At 33.2% G+C, this 18,374-nt stretch carries 15 protein-coding genes; 7 read left to right on the top strand and 8 right to left on the bottom strand.

The window, feature by feature from the left end:
• Nucleotides 1-40: 40 nt before the first annotated feature.
• From GGR97_RS01815 to GGR97_RS01805, 3 genes are read right to left on the bottom strand one after another with little or no spacing between them, the layout of a single operon-like run.
• Entirely contained in the window at nt 41-595 is a 555-nt protein-coding gene (locus GGR97_RS01815) for a thioredoxin family protein (RefSeq protein ID WP_167896706.1), read from the bottom strand.
• Between the two features lie 26 nt (nt 596-621).
• Nucleotides 622-1,998: a DUF5689 domain-containing protein gene (locus tag GGR97_RS01810; RefSeq protein WP_167896705.1), complete on the bottom strand. Its 1,377-nt coding sequence runs from the start codon at nt 1,996-1,998 to the stop codon at nt 622-624.
• 12 nt (nt 1,999-2,010) lie between these two features.
• The gene (locus GGR97_RS01805; RefSeq protein WP_167896704.1) at nt 2,011-4,569 is read right to left on the bottom strand and encodes a TonB-dependent receptor; all 2,559 of its coding nucleotides are present in this window, start codon (nt 4,567-4,569) and stop codon (nt 2,011-2,013) included.
• A gap of 61 nt (nt 4,570-4,630) precedes the next feature.
• Between GGR97_RS01805 and GGR97_RS01800 the strand changes: the two genes are divergently transcribed.
• The 4 genes from GGR97_RS01800 (at nt 4,631) to GGR97_RS01785 (ending at nt 10,222) form a co-directional block, all read left to right on the top strand.
• Nucleotides 4,631-5,680, top strand: a complete 1,050-nt coding sequence (locus GGR97_RS01800; protein WP_209272301.1) for an endonuclease/exonuclease/phosphatase family protein — start codon at nt 4,631-4,633, stop codon at nt 5,678-5,680.
• A 44-nt stretch (nt 5,681-5,724) separates the two neighbouring features.
• On the top strand, nt 5,725-6,402 hold the full coding sequence (gene tsaB, locus GGR97_RS01795) for a tRNA (adenosine(37)-N6)-threonylcarbamoyltransferase complex dimerization subunit type 1 TsaB (protein WP_167896703.1): 678 nt from the start codon (nt 5,725-5,727) through the stop codon (nt 6,400-6,402).
• A gap of 102 nt (nt 6,403-6,504) precedes the next feature.
• On the top strand, nt 6,505-8,754 hold the full coding sequence (locus GGR97_RS01790; protein WP_167896702.1) for an inorganic phosphate transporter: 2,250 nt from the start codon (nt 6,505-6,507) through the stop codon (nt 8,752-8,754).
• Between the two features lie 253 nt (nt 8,755-9,007).
• Nucleotides 9,008-10,222, top strand: coding sequence for a porin (locus GGR97_RS01785; RefSeq protein WP_167896701.1), 1,215 nt, complete (start codon nt 9,008-9,010; stop codon nt 10,220-10,222).
• Between the two features lie 83 nt (nt 10,223-10,305).
• On the opposite strand, the gene GGR97_RS01780 is transcribed toward GGR97_RS01785, so the two are convergent.
• Nucleotides 10,306-11,493, bottom strand: coding sequence for a pyridoxal phosphate-dependent aminotransferase (locus GGR97_RS01780; RefSeq protein ID WP_209272300.1), 1,188 nt, complete (start codon nt 11,491-11,493; stop codon nt 10,306-10,308).
• A gap of 22 nt (nt 11,494-11,515) precedes the next feature.
• Nucleotides 11,516-12,607, bottom strand: coding sequence for a fatty acid desaturase family protein (locus GGR97_RS01775; protein ID WP_167896700.1), 1,092 nt, complete (start codon nt 12,605-12,607; stop codon nt 11,516-11,518).
• 169 nt (nt 12,608-12,776) lie between these two features.
• Between GGR97_RS01775 and rsmG the strand changes: the two genes are divergently transcribed.
• The gene (gene rsmG / locus GGR97_RS01770; RefSeq protein WP_167896699.1) at nt 12,777-13,424 is read left to right on the top strand and encodes a 16S rRNA (guanine(527)-N(7))-methyltransferase RsmG; all 648 of its coding nucleotides are present in this window, start codon (nt 12,777-12,779) and stop codon (nt 13,422-13,424) included.
• Nucleotides 13,425-14,099: a porin family protein gene (locus GGR97_RS01765; RefSeq protein WP_167896698.1), complete on the top strand. Its 675-nt coding sequence runs from the start codon at nt 13,425-13,427 to the stop codon at nt 14,097-14,099.
• Here the strand turns inward: GGR97_RS01765 and GGR97_RS01760 are convergent.
• Both GGR97_RS01760 and rpoN read right to left on the bottom strand, forming a co-directional pair.
• Complete coding sequence (locus GGR97_RS01760; protein ID WP_167896697.1) at nt 14,094-14,693, bottom strand: hypothetical protein; 600 nt, start codon at nt 14,691-14,693, stop codon at nt 14,094-14,096. The genes GGR97_RS01765 and GGR97_RS01760 overlap by 6 nt on opposite strands.
• A 2-nt stretch (nt 14,694-14,695) precedes the next feature.
• Complete coding sequence (gene rpoN, locus GGR97_RS01755; RefSeq protein WP_167896696.1) at nt 14,696-16,153, bottom strand: RNA polymerase factor sigma-54; 1,458 nt, start codon at nt 16,151-16,153, stop codon at nt 14,696-14,698.
• A gap of 219 nt (nt 16,154-16,372) precedes the next feature.
• On the opposite strand from rpoN, the gene GGR97_RS01750 reads away from it, so the two are divergent.
• The gene (locus GGR97_RS01750) at nt 16,373-17,899 is read left to right on the top strand and encodes a bifunctional GNAT family N-acetyltransferase/carbon-nitrogen hydrolase family protein (RefSeq protein ID WP_167896695.1); all 1,527 of its coding nucleotides are present in this window, start codon (nt 16,373-16,375) and stop codon (nt 17,897-17,899) included.
• 65 nt (nt 17,900-17,964) lie between these two features.
• On the opposite strand, the gene GGR97_RS01745 is transcribed toward GGR97_RS01750, so the two are convergent.
• On the bottom strand, nt 17,965-18,333 hold the full coding sequence (locus GGR97_RS01745) for a cupredoxin domain-containing protein (RefSeq protein WP_167896694.1): 369 nt from the start codon (nt 18,331-18,333) through the stop codon (nt 17,965-17,967).
• Nucleotides 18,334-18,374 lie beyond the last annotated feature (41 nt).

Here is an 18,374-nt window from a genome sequence, read left to right as displayed (position 1 = left end):
CCGAGCTCTAGAGCTCGGCTTTTTTTATTTTATTTCTTTTTTACTTCCACTTAATTCCGCAACCTACACTTGGTTTTTCTGGCTTATCGTAAGATTTTCCTTGCAACATTAAGTCTAACGCTTCCTTTATATCTTTTCCTGTAGACGGAATTCCGTTACCCGGTCTAGAATTATCTAACTGTCCGTGATAATAAGATCTTAAATTTTGATCAAACACATAAATATCTGGAGTACAAGCCGCATCATAAGTCTTTGCTACTTCTTGAGAGGCATCATACAAATAAGGAAAAGGATATTGATTGTCTATAGCATGTTGTTTCATTAAATGCGGAGCATCTTGTGGATACTTCTCAACATCATTACTACTGATAGCTACAAAATGAATCCCTTTTGCTTTGTAGTCATTTGCCAAAGAAACCAACAATGGGTTTACATGAATTACAAAAGGACAATGGTTGCAGATAAACAAAACCACGGTTCCGTTTGCTCCTTTTACCTGAGCTAAGCTTAGTTCTTTACCCAAAACAACATCGGGCAAGTTAAAATCTGGAGCCTTTGCTCCATTATTCATATTATTAGAGGGAGTTAATGCCATGTTTTCTTTTTCCCAAAGATAAAAAACTATCGAAGACCCGGTGTAAAATCCTCATTAGAACTTGTGGTAGAAAGCTGAGGTGCCTTTGTTTTAATTTCCCACTCCGTAACATCAAACAACGTATTAGGTTCTGTAACTGTTGTTTTTCTTACCGCTACACCATCTTCGTACTCCCAAGGTAAATCGGTTCCATCTACATTAGGTTCACCATACACATCTTTTACTTTATTTAAAGGATCTATCAATTCATAAGCATCATCTCCATTTCCATCTATGCTAGCATTTGTAAGTGCAGGAGCAAAATTAAAATAAACTTGAAACCAGGTTTTAGCAGTTAGAGCATCCTCGCTATTTGTAGCCACAATTAAGGTGCTTTTGGCAGCTATAGTTAGTTCATCTAAAGGAATCGTATACGCATTCTCATTAGTACTTGTTTTGTTATATCTAATTAGCTTCCATCCTTCTAAAGAAACCCAATTATCTGTAGGATTGTATATTTCTACATATCTTGCTTTTTCTCCACTTCCTACTTTTGGATCGGCTACTTCTGTCATCATTAAATTAGGAGTTACAATTTGTGCACAATTTGCATAGGTCCCTATTTGTTCTAGATCTCTAAACTGATTCAACACCAATACTGGTTCATCATCAAAATTGATCGTATAAATTCCACTAACACTTACCTGCTTGTTAGGGATGAGCTCCGAAGCAAAATCCGAAAAATTACTAGTTTCTAGTATAAGGGTATCTCTTCTGCTTGTATTGCAAAACTCTAAGGTTCTTTTTCCATCAAAATCATCGGTAGGCAATCCTGCAAATGGAATTCCAATTTCTTCAGCTTTAAAATGTAGGTCTTCAATTCTAATCAACGTATTCAGGTCGTTTAGCGCTACATCTGAAATTTCTAAAACCTTAGGCTCTATGGGTACAAGCTCCTCCGTTTTTAAAATATGAGTATCTAAATTGAACTCTAAAATATCTTTGATGTAGGTATTGCTCGGTTTCCCAAGTGTTAACAAATCATCGCTAGTTGTTTTCTTTAAGCCCTCTAAGTTGATCACGATTTTTCTTCCTTTGGCATATTTGGTACTTGTAGTGGTTACCCCCACACGAACTCGCAATCCCATTCTAGGATTGTTCGTTCCTAAATCATTAACACCAGAGGTGTTTTGCACAAAAATTTCTTTGTAAAAATTCCCTTCTTGATCTGAGGACACAACATAACCTGTTACAATGGTGTCTTTTCCAATTTCATTGCTATGCAAATCAAACAATTGCTGAAAAGTAATTTCTGTTTTCTTACTGATATCTGGATTTTGAATGGTGGTATCTATAGCATGATGATTAAAATCATCAACACAAGACACTAAAAAAACAAGGATTAAAAAGTAACTATATTTCATGATGACTGTGTGTTAGAATGAATAATAAATTCCTGTAAAAAAGGTTCTTCCGTTTCCTACAAAATATCTGTTTCCAAAAAGAGGTTCTTCCCGATTGTACTCTGTTAACTGTTCACTGTAGTTGGCTGCTCTACTACTTGAGAAACCTCCAGTTGTATAGCTAATATCTAATACATTTTGTACTGTCCAAAACACACTTAAATACCCCGTGTTTAATCTCCAAGATTTTCCTCCAGACAAATTAACCAACGTAAAATTTTTAAGCTGTTCTTGCTCTCTAAACAAAGCCACTAGATTCTCATCAATATTCTGAATAGGATTTCCGTTTATCTCATTTACAAAATTGCTGGTATATCTTATAGGAGCAATATCTACATAGTTATTTCTAAAATGATTGACACTTACTTTAAGTCTCCAATAATTAGGATCTGTATAAGCCAACTTTAAAGAAAATGCTTGTTGAGGTCCTGATGATAATTTTTTTCCTTTGACATTTGCTACTCCTAAATCTTTTTTTCCGTTTACAAAACCTAAGTTTTGAGCAGTAACATCATCTTCCGTAAAAAATATCATGCTTGGGTTGTTGGCATAACTATAATCTCCTAAGCCCACAACTCCCGTTAATTTAATTGCTGAATTTAAATCGTAAGAAGTTCCTAGTTCTAGCCCCATATATTTCTTTTGAGCACCGTTTAACACCTCTTGTACAAACAAACTGTTTTCATCTAGTAATTCTCCCGAATTAGTTTCTGTATCATCGGCATCTGTTCCAAAACCTTCCGCAAAATAAAAACCTGTTTCTGTTACATTGCTTTGTATATTATAGTATCCTGTTAGTTTTAGATTGTAATTCAACCCTCTACGGATATAACTAAGCGAATTGGTAAACAAGTTTTCTGTTTCTAAATTTCCTAAGGTAGCATTGCTCACTCTTGCATTTGGGAATACTTGTTTTACACTAGGTGATTTTTGAAGATAAGCCGTTTTAAAGTCTACTAAATTTCTTCCCGAAAATTTATACAAGGCATTTACTTTTCCTTGAAAAGCCAACAAATCTACCTTTTTACTCTTTCCCTCTGCATCTGTGTAATTTTCATAATTGTACATCCCTTCTCTTTGATGAGTGGTATAAGAAAGCCCCAAAGCCTGTAACAATTCTAATTTTTTGCCTTTCCATTTGCTTTGCACAAAACCACTAAGATTGTTACTGTTTATATGGTAATTGTATTTAAATCTATCTCCCTCTGTTACTACTCTATTAGGATGGTTTAAATCACTTTGCACCAAGGTAAAACTTGCTACATCTAAATAGCCATTTCCTCCTAACAAATCTAAGACCTCTGCATAGTTTTCTGAAATTGTATTCCTGTAATCTACACTAGCATTTAACTGCCAATCCGTATTTATTTTATAAGTCATGTTAGAATTGAACTGAATTCTACGCTCATCTCTTTTATCATCGTACAAGACGTAAGCAGCATTTTCTCCCACAGCTTTTTTCTCTGAATTTGCTTGGTATAAAAAATCCCAATCTAATTGTCCATTCTCTATAAATGCCTGTTGATATCTATAAACGTTTTCGTAATCCACCGTATTTCTAGACAACCAATAACTAGGCAACTTTTGATAATAGGCAGGATCCGGATTGGCACCTCCGTTATAATCTATACGAGAATACCCTGTAGTTCCTTTTTGCAACAACAAGGTATTTTCCCATCTAAACTCGTCTGATTTGCTATAAGCATGCGTTAACAAAAACAAAGGTTCTTCTACTGTTTTTACTCTTGCATTTCTTTTGTTTCCGTTTTGATATCCCCAATTTCCATTGTAACTATTTCCTTTTAAACTAAAAACCTCATTGGTATACGAACCTGCAACACCTCTTCTATTTGGAGTGTATAAAAAACTAGCGGTTAGACTATGCTGTGTATTAAGGTATTTTTCGGCACTTAGCATTAAAGAATTGGCATCGTAAAAAGTTCCTTCTCTATAACCTTCGTTTCCCCAACGTCTACTTGCAGAAACCACGTAATACCAATTGTTTGAAAAACTCCCAGCATGATTTACCGAAGCTTTGTTTTGATAAGATCTATCCGAACGAGCATAGGCTACTCTGGTTCCTGCTCTGTAATCAGAAGCTCTGGTAGATAAAGAAGTAACCCCCAAAGCTCTCCCCATTGTTTTTTCGGAAGCCCCTAATGGTTCTGTTAATTCTTGTGTTCTATAAATTCCATCTACTCCCCCCCAATTGTTCCAAGCAGGTCTATCATCATACAATCTATTTTGATTTACACCATTTAACAAAAACGTAATTTGATCAGAACCTAAACCTCTTGCATTGTAATACACTCCTTGAAATTCAAAACCGATGGTATTTAAATAAATATCATCCGAAGCTGAAAAAATTCCAGATATATTGGCCACTTCTCCGCTTTCATCATTCAAATCATCATCAGATAAATTCACAATGCTAAAAACATCTTTTACATCTTCTACAGGTTTAATGGTGTCTTGCGCAAAAATAGAAGTGGTTAAAAAGCAAGTCCATAAAATTTTATGTATTGATAACATTCTCTTTTAATTTGAGTTCCAAAATAAAATTAGTTTTGAAACTCATCTTTAAATAAAAGTTATGTTATTGAGAATCAATTTGATTTTAACATTTGTAATTTTAACCGCGACTAGCAGTTGCTTTGCTCAAAAAAACTACATTGTACAAACTGTTGCTTTTTACAACTTAGAAAATTTATTTGACACGATTAACAATCCTAATAAAATGGATGAGTTGAGTCCTATGATGGAAATAAAATCTAACAGAGCTTTTATATACAAAGACAAACTTTCTAAGCTTTCTAATATTTTATGTGCTATTGGAAAAGAGCAAAACAATCAACCCCCTTCTTTAATAGGAGTGGTTGAAGTAGAAAACAGAGCGGTATTAGAAGACTTAATTGCCACTCCTCCACTAAGCACTTATAATTATGGAATTATCCATTATGAATCTCCAGACCAAAGAGGTATAGATACAGGCTTATTGTACAACAAAGACATTTACAAACCCTTATATAGTGAAGCCATTCCGGCCAATTTATACAAAGAAGGCAAAATGGTATACACTAGAGACATATTATGGTCTACGGGTTATTTGCTAAACGACAAGGTACATTTGCTCGTAAATCACTGGCCCTCTAGAAGAGGAGGAGCTAAAAAAAGTAGCATTTTAAGAGAACGAGTAGCCAAAAGAGTGAAAGATCAGATTGCCAAAATTTATGAAGAAGAACCCAATGCGAAAATTATAGTGATGGGAGATTTTAACGACAGCCCCACTGACAAAAGTTTTAAAAAAGTACTAGACACTAAAATATCTAAAACAAAACTGAAAGCACAAGAACTGTATAATCCTTTTGAAAAAATGTTTAGAGATGGATTTAACACCCTTGTTTACAGAGGAGATTTGTTTTTATTTGATCAGATTATTTTTAGCGAAAGTTTTATTACTCATAACAAAGACTATAGTAGTTTCCGTTTTTACAAAGCCGGAATTCACAACCCTACTTATATGACTTTGCAAACTGGAAAATACAAAGGGAGTCCCAAAAGAAGTTTTTCTGGAGGGACGTATTTAGGTGGTTATAGCGATCATTATCCGGTATACAGCTATCTTTTAAAAGAAAACGAGTAACTATTTTAACTTTCTAAAGTATATTTGCCACAAAACTTAGTTGTATGGCATTGATCTTAAACATAGAAACATCTACCAAAAACTGTTCTGTAGGGCTTTCTAAAAATGGTGTATGTATTGCATTAAAAGAAGCAAACAATGGAGATTATTCTCACGCAGAAAAGCTTCATGTTTTTATAGAAGAACTCCTAAAAGAGCAACAACTAAAAATAACCGATTTAGATGCCATTGCCGTAGGAAAAGGTCCAGGCTCTTACACAGGATTAAGAATTGGAGTATCTGCAGCCAAAGGTTTAGCTTATGCTGCTGCTATTCCCTTAATTGCTGTTGATACCTTAACCGCTTTGGCAACAACCCATCAGATTACAAAAGGATTGATTGTTCCTATGATTGATGCAAGAAGATTAGAAGTTTACAGTGCTATTTTTACTGCTAACTACGAACTTACAAGAGCTATTGAAGCTGAAATTATTGATGAGCATTCTTTTCAAGATCTACTAGAAAACCAACCTACCTACTTTTTAGGAGATGGAGCTGAAAAATGCAAAACTCTTATTACCCACAGCAATGCTCATTTTATTGCAGATAAATTTCCATCAGCCAACGAAATGGCAAAATTGGCAGAGGAACAGTTTCAAAATCAAGTATTTGAAGACACCGCCTACTTTGAACCTTTTTATTTAAAAGATTTTGTAGTTACTCCACAGAAAAAGAAACTATAAGCCCGTGATTTACACTAAAATTAGAGTATATTTCATAACATTTAGTTAACATTTAAGCTTATTTTTTTTTAGTAGTTTTGAGCCCTAATTTAATTTTTCCCCATGGAAGATATGTATTTTTTAATGATTATTGCTTTGGCTGTTCTAGCCACAATAGATTTAGTTGTAGGTGTTAGTAATGATGCTGTCAACTTTTTAAATTCAGCCATTGGATCTAAAGCAATTACTCCAAAAAAAATAATGATTATTGCAAGTATTGGAGTACTTGTTGGAGCGGTTACTTCTAGCGGTATGATGGAAGTTGCTAGGAAAGGGATTTTTGTTCCTAGTCAGTTCTATTTTAATGAAATTATGTACATTTTTATGGCTGTAATGATTACAGACATACTACTGCTCGATATCTTTAACACCTTGGGAATGCCCACATCTACAACCGTTTCTATTGTATTTGAATTGTTAGGAGCCGCAGTTGCCATGGCATTGATTAAAATATCTGCTGATGACACTAAAACTATAGCTGATATTTGGGAATACATCAACCATGAAAAAGCCTTACTTATTATTTTTGGAATTCTGCTCTCTGTAGCCATTTCCTTTACCGTAGGAGCACTGGTTCAGTTTGTATCTAGAGTTGTTTATTCTTTTAACTTAAACGATAAAAAATCTTATATAAACGCAATCTTTGGAGGTTTAGCTATTACAGCTATCACTTATTTCATTTTTGTTAAAGGAATGAAAGGAACTCCTTATTACACCAATGCAAAACATTTAATAGAAGGGCAAACTTTAAACATTTTGGCTCTAGGATTTTTAGGTTGGACTTTAATTTCTCAATTCCTAATTAGTGTTTTTAAAATTGATATTTTAAAAGTGATTATTGGAATTGGAACTTTTTCTTTAGCCATGGCTTTCTCTGGAAACGACTTGGTAAACTTTGTAGGTGTACCTATTGCAGCCTGGAACTCTTTCCAAGCATGGTCTGCTTCTGGTGTTGCTGCCAATGAATTCTCAATGGGAATTTTAGCAGACAAAGTACCTTCTAGCCCTATGTTGCTAATTTTAGCTGGAAGTATTATGGTGGTTACCTTATGGTTTTCTAAAAAAGCGAAAACTGTTATTGAAACAGGAGTTAACCTATCTAGACAAGGAGATGGACATGAAAAATTTGAGCCGAACCCAGCCTCTAGAGGTATTGTTAGATTTGGTATGTTGATCAACTCTGGATTGAACTTCTTTATCCCTCAAAAAACAAGAAAATACATAGATACAAGATTTGAAAGACCTTCTATTGTTATTTCAAAAAACAAGAGCTATGAAGCTCCTGCCTTTGATATGATTAGAGCTTCTATCAACTTAGTAGTCGCTGGTATTTTAATCTCTATAGGTACTTCTTTAAAATTACCTTTATCTACCACTTACGTAACTTTTATGGTTGCTATGGGTACCTCTTTAGCGGATAGAGCCTGGGGTAGAGAAAGTGCTGTATACAGAATTGCAGGAGTATTAAGTGTAATTGGTGGTTGGTTTTTAACAGCACTAGTTGCCTTTACTTTTTCTGCTATTGTTGCGTTCTTAATCAACTTAGGAGGTTCTTTAATGATTGCTGTTTTACTATTAACTGTTCTTTTCTTAATTGGAAGAAACTACATTAAGCACTCACAAAAAGAAAAAGAAAAAGAAGCTAAAAAAGCGATTAAAAAAGAAACTATAGATACCATTAATGGAGTGATTAACGAAAGTTCTGAACACATTATTCAGGTATTAGGGAGAGTACAAAAACTATACTCTAACGTAGTAAATAACTTAGCGGATCAAAACTTAGACAAGCTTAAGAAAAACGACAAGCACGTAACCAAATTGAATCAAGAAATTGAACAATTAAGAAACGATGTTTTCTACTTTATTAAATCTCTTGAAAAAGGATCTGTTGAAGCTAGTAAATTCTACATTTCAGTATTAGGATATTTAGAAGATATCTCTCAATCTATCAACTATATTTCTAAGATTAGTTACAAGCACGTAAACAACAATCACAAGTCTTTAAACAAAGAGCAAATCAGTGATTTAAGAGCTATTATGAAAGGTTTAAACACTGTTTTAACAGAAATTACAGAAGTATTGCAAGATCAAGATTTTAGTAAAATCTCTGTTATTATAGAAAAGAAACAAGCTTTATTAGAAAATGTTTCTGAATCTTTAGGAAAACAAATTGACCGAATTAGAACCATAGAAACAAGTCCAAAGAACAGTACACTACACTTTGGTATTATTATGGAGTCTAAGGATTTAATTATGGCCTTAATTAATTTATCTGAATCTATTGATGAAATTCAATCGAACGTTAAAAGATAACCAAACAAACCTATTTTATAAAAAGCCTTCTTAATTAAGATTAAGAAGGCTTTTTTATTAACATTAAATTAACATTGAAGTTTCTGATTAACAATCTCCTAACAAGTAAAATTTATTTGAATTCTAATAAATTCAACACCTATTAATTATTACAAAAGCGTACTCCCTAGCTTCACCTCTTTCTTTGTTAACATTAAATTAACACTCCTTAACATAAATCTAACTTACTTTTGCACCTTCATATTATTTGATTATGGCGAAAGCAAAAAAAATTACCCTCTTCATTCTTGTTATATCAATCGCAAACTTAAGTGCCCAAAAAATAAGTCGTGATACCTTTGGTAAAGGAATTATAAATACCGTTGCCAAAGATAGTACTTGGAGTATGAAATTCGGACTTCGTATGCAATACCTTACCTCTATAGGTTTAGATGCAGATGGAAACAACAACTTTAATTTTAGCGGAAACAACCTTCAAACAGACACCAAAGTAAGAAGATATCGTTTAAAGTTTGATGGTTTTGTATTAGATCCAAAACTTAAATACAAAATTGAGATTGGTATGTCTAATAACGATACCGGTTCTGCAAATGAATATACAAAACTAGGTCCCAAACTAATTTTAGATGCCGTTTTAAAATGGAATTTCTATAAAAACTTAGAGTTATGGGCTGGACAAACTAAATTACCCGGAAACAGAGAACGTGTTGTTTCTTCTGCAAACTTGCAGTTGGTAGACAGATCTTTGCTTAACAAAGAGTTTACGTTAGATAGAGATATGGGATTTCAATTAAGGAATCATCACACAATTGGTAAACACTTTATTATTAGAGAAATTTTTGCCATTAGCCAAGGAGAAGGAAGAAATATTACTACAGGAAATGTTGGAGGACAACAATACACTAGTAGAATTGAATTGTTACCCTTTGGAGCTTTTTCATCAAAAGGAGATTATAAAGGTGGAGATTTAAAAAGAGAAACAAGCCCAAAATTATCTGTAGGTGCTACTTATAACCATAATGACAGAGCCTCTAGACAAAAAGGTAGTCAAGGTAGTGTAATTTATGTTGAAAACCCTGAAGATAGTGGTGAGGATCATATTTTTGCTACCACAGACATAAACACAAGCTTTGTAGATTTTATGTACAAACACAAGGGTTATTCTGCTATGGGAGAATTTGCCTATAGAAATGCCGATGATGCTACCCTAGGAGAAAACCCACCTAAAGAAGGAAAAGGGTATAATTTAGCAACGGGTTATTTATTTGCAAACAACTATGAAATAGCTACTAGATACACACAAATAGACTATAAAGGTGTAGGAAACACCACAGAGCAATATACTGTTGGTGTCTCAAAATACATTGTAGGACATGCTTTAAAAGTACAAACAGACCTAAGTTATACTACTGTTGCTGGAGCTTCTGAAGGTTTGCAATTTAGGGTACAGTTTGATGTTCACTTCTAAAGAGTACATTACTTAAAAACATAAAATAATAAAGCCTGCTTTTTTACAAAAGCAGGCTTTATTATTTTATATAGTGATTTGTACTAAGACAATACCTCTTTAATTCTTTTTACCGCTTCTCTTAATTGAGCTTCAGAAGCTGCGTAAGAAATACGGATACATGTTGGTGCTCCAAAAGATTCACCAGACACAGTTGCTACGTTAGCTTCTTCTAATAATAACATAGAAAAATCTGCAGCCGTTTCAATTGTTTTTCCTTTGAATGTTTTTCCAAAGAAAGCAGATACATCAGGGAAAATATAGAAAGCTCCTTTAGGAACGTTTAACTTAAATCCTTCAATTTCTCCTAACAATTCTAACATCATGTTTCTACGTTTCTCAAACTCATCTACCATGTATTGAATTTTAGAAACAGGCTCTGTTAATGCAGTAATTGCAGCTCTTTGAGCTATACAGTTCGTTCCCGAAGTAATTTGTCCTTGCATTTTAGTACAAGCTTTTGCAATCCACTCAGGAGCACCTATATAACCAATTCTCCATCCTGTCATTGCAAAGGCTTTTGCCAATCCGTTTACGGTAATGGTTCTGTCATACATAGATGGAATACAAGCAATACTAAAGTTTGGAGTACCGTAGTTAATGTGCTCATAAATTTCATCAGAAATGATAAAAATATTTGGGTGCTTTTCTAAAACTGCCGCTAATCCTTTGTAGTCTTCCTCTGTATATACCGTTCCACTTGGGTTGTTTGGAGAGTTAAAGAAAACTAATTTGGTTTTAGGTGTAATTGCAGCCTCTAATTGTGCTGGTGTAATTTTAAAATCTGTATCAATCGTAGATGGAATTTCTTTGTAAGTAGCTCCTCCTAAAATTCCTAATGCAGAATAAGATACCCAGTATGGTGCAGGTAATAAAACCTCATCTCCTGGATTTAATAATACTTGTGTAATATTTGCTAAAGATTGTTTAGCTCCCGTAGAAACAACAATTTGACTTGGCTTGTATTCTAAGTTATTATCTCTCTTAAATTTTAAAGAAATCGCTTCTTTTAAATCTACATAACCATCTACAGGGCTATAAGAATTATAATTATCGTTAATTGCTTGAATTGCTGCATCTTTAATATACTCAGGAGTATTAAAGTCTGGCTCACCTAAACTTAAACTAATAATATCTTTTCCTGCTGCTTTTAACTCTCTTGCTTTTGCCGCCATTGCTAAAGTAGCCGATGCTGGTAAACCAGTAATTCTGTCTGATAAATGTTGTTCCATTTTAATTGTAAATATATAGTTGTTATCCCAACTGGGGTTGTTTTCCTAAAATAATCAATTGCTTGATATGTGCAGCCAAGGCATCTTTCATGGTTTCATATTCGTGATATGGTAACTGAAAATCTTTCGCTGTTTTCTTTACTATTTTTGCCAAATCTTTGTAATGTACATGTGAGATGGTTGGAAAAATATGATGTTCTATTTGAAAGTTTAATCCTCCTAAAAAGAAAGACACAAAATTATTTTTAGTAGCAAAGTTGGCTGTTTCTAACAATTGATGCGCTGCCCAACTTCTTTCTTCTTTTTCTAATTCTTCTGGTGATATTACTTCTACAGAATCTGTAATGTGAGCCAATTGAAATACCACACTTAGAATAAAACCAGCAACATAATGCATGATAAAAAATCCAATTAACCAAGCATACCAAGTAATTGGCAATACTAACATTGGTAACACTAACCAGAATAGGTAATACACTACTTTGGTCATAATTAACAAAGCCCATTCTTTCTTAGGATTTAATTCTCCCTCCGCACTTAAACCATGTTTGATGTATTTAGGCGTTTGTCTAAAATCTACCACCAATGCCCATTGAATGGTTAACAATCCGTATAGAAAAAAAGCATATACTTTTTGATATTTGTGAAAAGGTTTCCATTTTTCATGCTTAGACAATCTAATCACTCCTTGTATATCAATATCCTCATCTAAACCTTCAATATTTGTATAGGTATGGTGTAATAGGTTGTGTTGTACTTTCCAATTGTACACGTTTCCTGCTAAAATGTAAATACTATTTCCTAAAAGTTGATTGACCCACCATTTGCTAGAAAAAGAACCGTGATTGCTATCGTGCATCACATTCATTCCCACTCCAGCCATTCCCAAGCCCATGATCACACACATGGTTATTTGCAAAGCGGTTCCCATAGGAACTAGCATTAATAAAAAATAAGGAACAAATAGTAACGAGAACATTAAAATTGCTTTGGTATATAGCAATCCATTCCCGGTACGTTTAAGGTTGTTGTCCTTAAAGTATTTATTAACTCTTTGATTTAGAGTTTTAAAGAACAACTTATTTTGATCTTTAGAAAAACTTACTTGTTGCATTCAATGATATATTCAGTCTACAAAAATAACCATTTTTTATTCACATTATTTTAATATTCGTACAAGAAATTTAAGATTTAAACGCTTTTCTTACATATGTAAGGAACATTTTATCAAATAGTAAGATTCCTAATCTATTTTAGAGCGAAATGAATTACTTTTGCCTTGTATGATTACAGTAGACATTATTTTAAAATATTTTCCTGATTTAACGGAAAAGCAAATAGCTCAATTTACCCAACTAGAAAGTTTATATAAAGAGTGGAATGCTCAAATAAACGTAATTTCTAGAAAAGATATAGATGAGCTATACATAAGACACGTATTGCACTCTTTAGGAATTGCTAAAGTTCAACCCTTTAAACCAGGTTCTAGAATCTTAGATGTAGGTACCGGAGGTGGATTCCCAGGAATTCCTTTGGCTATTTTATTTCCAGAAACTGAATTTTTACTAGTAGACTCTATTGGTAAAAAAATTAAAGTTGTAAATGGTGTTGCAGAAGGAATTGGACTAACCAACTTAACTGCCGAACATATGCGTGCAGAAAAAGTGAAAGGGGAATTTGATTTTGTAGTAAGTAGAGCCGTAACTGCTATGCCCGATTTTGTAAAATGGGTAAAAAAGAAATGTGCTAAAAAACAAAATCACGCACTTAAAAACGGTATTTTGTATTTAAAAGGAGGTGATTTAACAGAAGAGTTAAAAGAATTTGCAAGTATTACCTTGTTTGATTTGCCTACTTATTTTGAAGAAGACTTTTTTGAAACTAAAAAAGTAGTGCATTTGCCTTTAAAATTTAAGCCAACAAATCGTTAAATGAAATTTTTATCTTTCCTATTGTTTTTACTAGCACCTTTGGTCTTGATGTCTCAAGCAACCTTATATGCCGATGAAAAATATTATGAAGATCAGTTGTATGTAGGAATTCAGTACAATAGTTTGATTACCTATAATAATGGAATTAACAACAATGGTGTTCCTTATAGTTTTGAGGCAGGTTTTATAAAAGACATGCCTTTAAACAAACAACGAAACATAGGTTTGGGACTAGGAATTGGCTATAGTTACGATATTTTAAGACCTAACATTACTGTTACTCCTAATGGTACTGATTTTGAATATGCCATTAGCGATACTTTTAGTAGCTACAAATATCAATCTCACAACTTAGAAATCCCCTTAGAATTTAGATGGAGAACCTCAACAGCTACCAACGATAGTTTTTGGAGATTCTATACTGGAGGATCTGTTGTTTACAACCTAAGTAGTAAAACTGAATTTGACACAGGGAGCGCTACCTTTACCTATACCGACCTAGAAGCCTTAAACCAAATAAACTACACTGTTTACAGCTCTATTGGTTTTGGAACCTGGAATTTTCACCTAAAGTATTATTTAAAATCTCCTTTTAAAGATAGCATTAGAACTACTGACAACAAAAAACTAAGCTTCAATCAATTAAAAATTGGAGTGATGTTCTATATTTTATAGAACAAAGGCTAAAACTAAAGGAATTATTAACCCTAAAGAAACTCCCCACACAATCTCTTTTACATTGTGCGCTTTTAATTGCAATCTAGCAGTTGCTAAGCAACCCAACAAAGCCACTAACAAAGCAATTGTTTTATTTGCATAGCCGTAATTAGCACCATAGACTAAAGTAAAACCTAACATACCTGCCATACCTAACATGTGCAAGCTAATTTTTGTTTTGGTATAAAACATTAAACTTGTAACTACTAGGCCTGCTGCAGTAGCATAGGCTAAAATCGTCAACTCTCTTAGTTGCCAAAGATCTTGCAATACTCGACCTAAAAACAAGTAATTTACAATCATTAAAACAACGGGAATTTTTCTTTCTTGTATGGTTTCTGCTTGATTGGTTTTTACCGAACCTAATACTCTTAATAAAAACAAGGTTAACAAAGGCACTATAAGCGTACTCCCTAATACTATAAAAAATACCAAATATTTTTGAGCGGGAGACAGTGGCAAAGGCAAAACTGATAAATAAATACCAGCCCCAATAGACGGTAAAAAAACAGGATGAAGTAGTACAGAAATTGCTTTGTATAATTTAATCATCCTTATATTTCTTTTCTTAATCTAGCAACTGGAATATCCAATTGTTCTCTATATTTTGCAACCGTTCTACGCGCAATTAAATAACCTTTTTCTTTTAGAAGCGCAGATAATTTATCATCTGTTAAAGGTTTCTTTTTGTCTTCTTCTGCTAATACTGTTTTTAAAATACTCTTTATTTCTCTGGTAGAAACATCTTCTCCTTGATCATTTTTCATAGATTCTGAGAAAAATTCTTTCACCAATTTGGTTCCATAAGGAGTTGCACAATATTTACTATTGGCTACACGAGAAACCGTAGAAATATCCATATTTATTTTTTCGGCCACATCTTTTAAAATCATGGGCTTTAACTTGCTTTCATCACCTGTTAATAAGTATTCACGCTGAATATCAATAATACAGCTCATGGTTACCATTAAGGTTTGTTGTCTTTGTTTAATGGCATCAATAAACCATTTGGCAGAATCTAATTTTTGCTTGATAAACAAAACGGCATCTTTCTGAGATTTGGTTTTTGTTTTGGCTTCTTGATAACCTTTTAACATATTGTTGTACTCCCTAGACACGTGTAATTCTGGAGCATTTCTAGAATTCAGTAACAACTCTATTTCACCATCGGCTACTCTTAGGGTAAAATCTGGAACAATTTGTTCTACAATTTTAGAATTCCCTACAATAGAGCTTCCTGGCTTAGGGTTTAATTTTTCTATTTCTTTAATCGCCAATTTAAGCTCATCCTCTGTAACCTCAAACTTTGTTAATAATTTGGCATAATGTTTTTTTACAAACGCATCAAAAGACTGATCTAGCATTTGAATGGCCAATTCTACCGATTTTGTAGGTCTTTTTCCTTCTAACTGAATGATCAAACACTCTTTTAAGTCCCTAGCTCCTACTCCTATAGGATCTAATTTTTGTACCACATTGTAAAGCACATCTTCTACCTTACTTTCTTCTGTAAAAATATTTTGAGTAAAAGCTAAATCATCAACTATATCTAGTGTTTCTCTTCGTAAATATCCGTTATCATTAATACTCCCCACTAAGAATTCAGCAATAGCAAACTCTTCATCGGTTAGGGTAAATGTATTTAATTGGTTGATTAAGGATTGATGAAAACTTAAGCCCCCTGCATAGGGAACATCTCTATCCTCATCATCTGCAGAATAGTTATTGGCTTGTAATTTATAACTAGGAATGTCATCATCACTTAAATATTCATCAATATTGATGTCATCTGCAGCAATAGATTCGTTTCCTTCATCTCCATAGTCCTCTTCATAATTCTCATCAAAAGTATCTTCTTGTTCTTTTCCAGACTCTAAAGCAGGATTTTCTTCAATCTCTTGTTTCAATCGCTGTTCAAATGCTTGTGTAGGCAATTGAATCATTTTCATCAACTGAATTTGTTGAGGAGATAATTTTTGAGATAATTTTAAATTTAAGCTTTGTTTTAACATCTAGTTGGTTTGTTCTTTTCACCGATTAAACTAAGGTAAGTAAAGTATTTGGTAGAAGCAAGCAATCCTCCTATCAAAATTAATGCCGAATTATTTTAACCTTGCTATAAGTATTTATCTATTTTAATTTTTCATCGCAAAATCATCAAAAAATTAATTACATTTAATTCAGAAATTCTAGTTAGCTACCTAAAGGCTACAGAATTATAATTTACACAAATGGATATTAAAGAAATAGATACAATTGAATTAAAATATCTTGATATTAATGATTATCAAGAATTAAAACAAGCCATGATAGAGGTATATCATGATTTGGAAAACTCTTATTGGGATGAGCATCATATAAAAACGTTGATTCACAAATTTAAGGAAGGGCAAGTTGTTATTAAAGTAAATGGACATATAGCAGGTTGTGCTTTGTCTATTATTGTGGATTACGAAACTTTTTCTGACGACCATACTTATAGTGAAATTACCGAAGATTACACCTTTAACTCACACACCGACAAAGGTGATATGTTATATGGTATTGAGGTTTTTATTAGACCTGAATTTAGAGGTTTGCGTTTGGGAAGAAGATTGTATGATTATAGAAAAGAACTGTGTGAAAATTTAAACCTAAAGGGAATTGCCTTTGGAGGTAGAATTCCAAACTATCATAAATATGCAGATAAATTAAGCCCTAAAGCTTATATAGAGAAGGTAAAACTAAAAGAAATTCACGACCCTGTTTTAAATTTTCAGATTTCTAATGATTTTCATCCTTCAAAAATTATCAAAGGTTATTTAGAAGGAGACACTGGATCTAATGATTTTGCTGTGCTATTAGAATGGGATAATATTTACTATCAGAAACCTAAAAAAATTGCCACACAAAACAAAGAAGTTGTCAGAATAGGATTGATTCAATGGCAAATGAGACCCTATGATAGTTTAAAAGACATGATGAAACAAGCCGAGTATTTTGTAGATGCTGTTTCTGGTTATCGTTCTGATTTTGCTTTGTTTCCTGAATTTTTTAACGCTCCTTTAATGGCAGGTAACAACCATTTACCGGTTGCCCAAGCTATTAGAGAATTGGCCAAACACACTAAAGAAATTGTTCAGAAATTTTCTGAATTATCTATTTCTTACAATATCAACATCATTACAGGGAGTATGCCTGAAATTAGAGATGAAAAATTGTACAATGTAGGATACTTATGCAAACGTGATGGTTCTATAGAACGTTACGAAAAAATACACGTTACTCCAGATGAAGAAAAAGTATGGGGAATGCAAGGAGGAAACAAACTGCAAACCTTTGATACCGATTGTGGAAAAATTGGAATTTTAATTTGTTACGATTCTGAGTTCCCAGAACTAAGCAGAATTTTAGCAGATGATGGCATGGACATTTTATTTGTTCCTTTCTTAACCGATACCCAAAACGGCTATTCTAGAGTAAGACATTGTGCTCAAGCTAGAGCTATAGAAAACGAATGTTATGTGGCTATTGCAGGAAGTGTAGGAAACTTACCTAATGTAGAGAACATGGACATTCAGTACGCGCAATCTATGGTATTTACACCTTGTGATTTTGCCTTTCCAAGCAACGGTATTAAAGCAGAAGCCACTCCTAACACCGAAATGATTTTAATTGCTGATGTAGATTTAAGCCTATTAAAAGAACTGAATCAACACGGTAGTGTTAGAAACCTAAAAGACAGACGTAAAGATGTTTACGAATTAAAAAGAAAATAATTACACACACCTAAAAAAAGGGTCACAAAACTAATTGTGACCCTTTTACTTTTTTACTTACTAAATTATTTAACTACCAGTGTATATTGCGGAGTTGGATTTAAAGGACAGAAATACACATATTCTCCTTTTTCTAATTTTACTTCTTTAGAATGTCCTGTGGTATTGTTTTTTACCAAAGATGTAACATACGCATTTTTGATGTGATTTGCTTGATCTGTTTTTCCTTTAGGAGCCAATACAAAACCAACATCTTTTCCTACTTCGTGGTTTGCAATTTCAAACACATAAGTTCCTTCTGATAAGGTAATGGCTTTTTGAGTAAACTCTCCTTTGGTCTGCTCTAAAGCTACTGTTTTTACTGCTTTACTTTGTGCGTTTGCTGTAAATAAAGACCCTACTGCAATTATTAATCCTAATACTAAATTTTTCATGTTCTACTTATTTTAATGATTTATTGTTTTAATTCTTTGAC

This window comes from Wenyingzhuangia aestuarii (assembly GCF_011927765.1).
GTDB classification, from domain to species: domain Bacteria; phylum Bacteroidota; class Bacteroidia; order Flavobacteriales; family Flavobacteriaceae; genus Wenyingzhuangia; species Wenyingzhuangia aestuarii.
The sequence above is the reverse complement of the archived record's forward strand: the minus strand, read 5'-3'. Positions and strand labels throughout refer to the sequence as shown.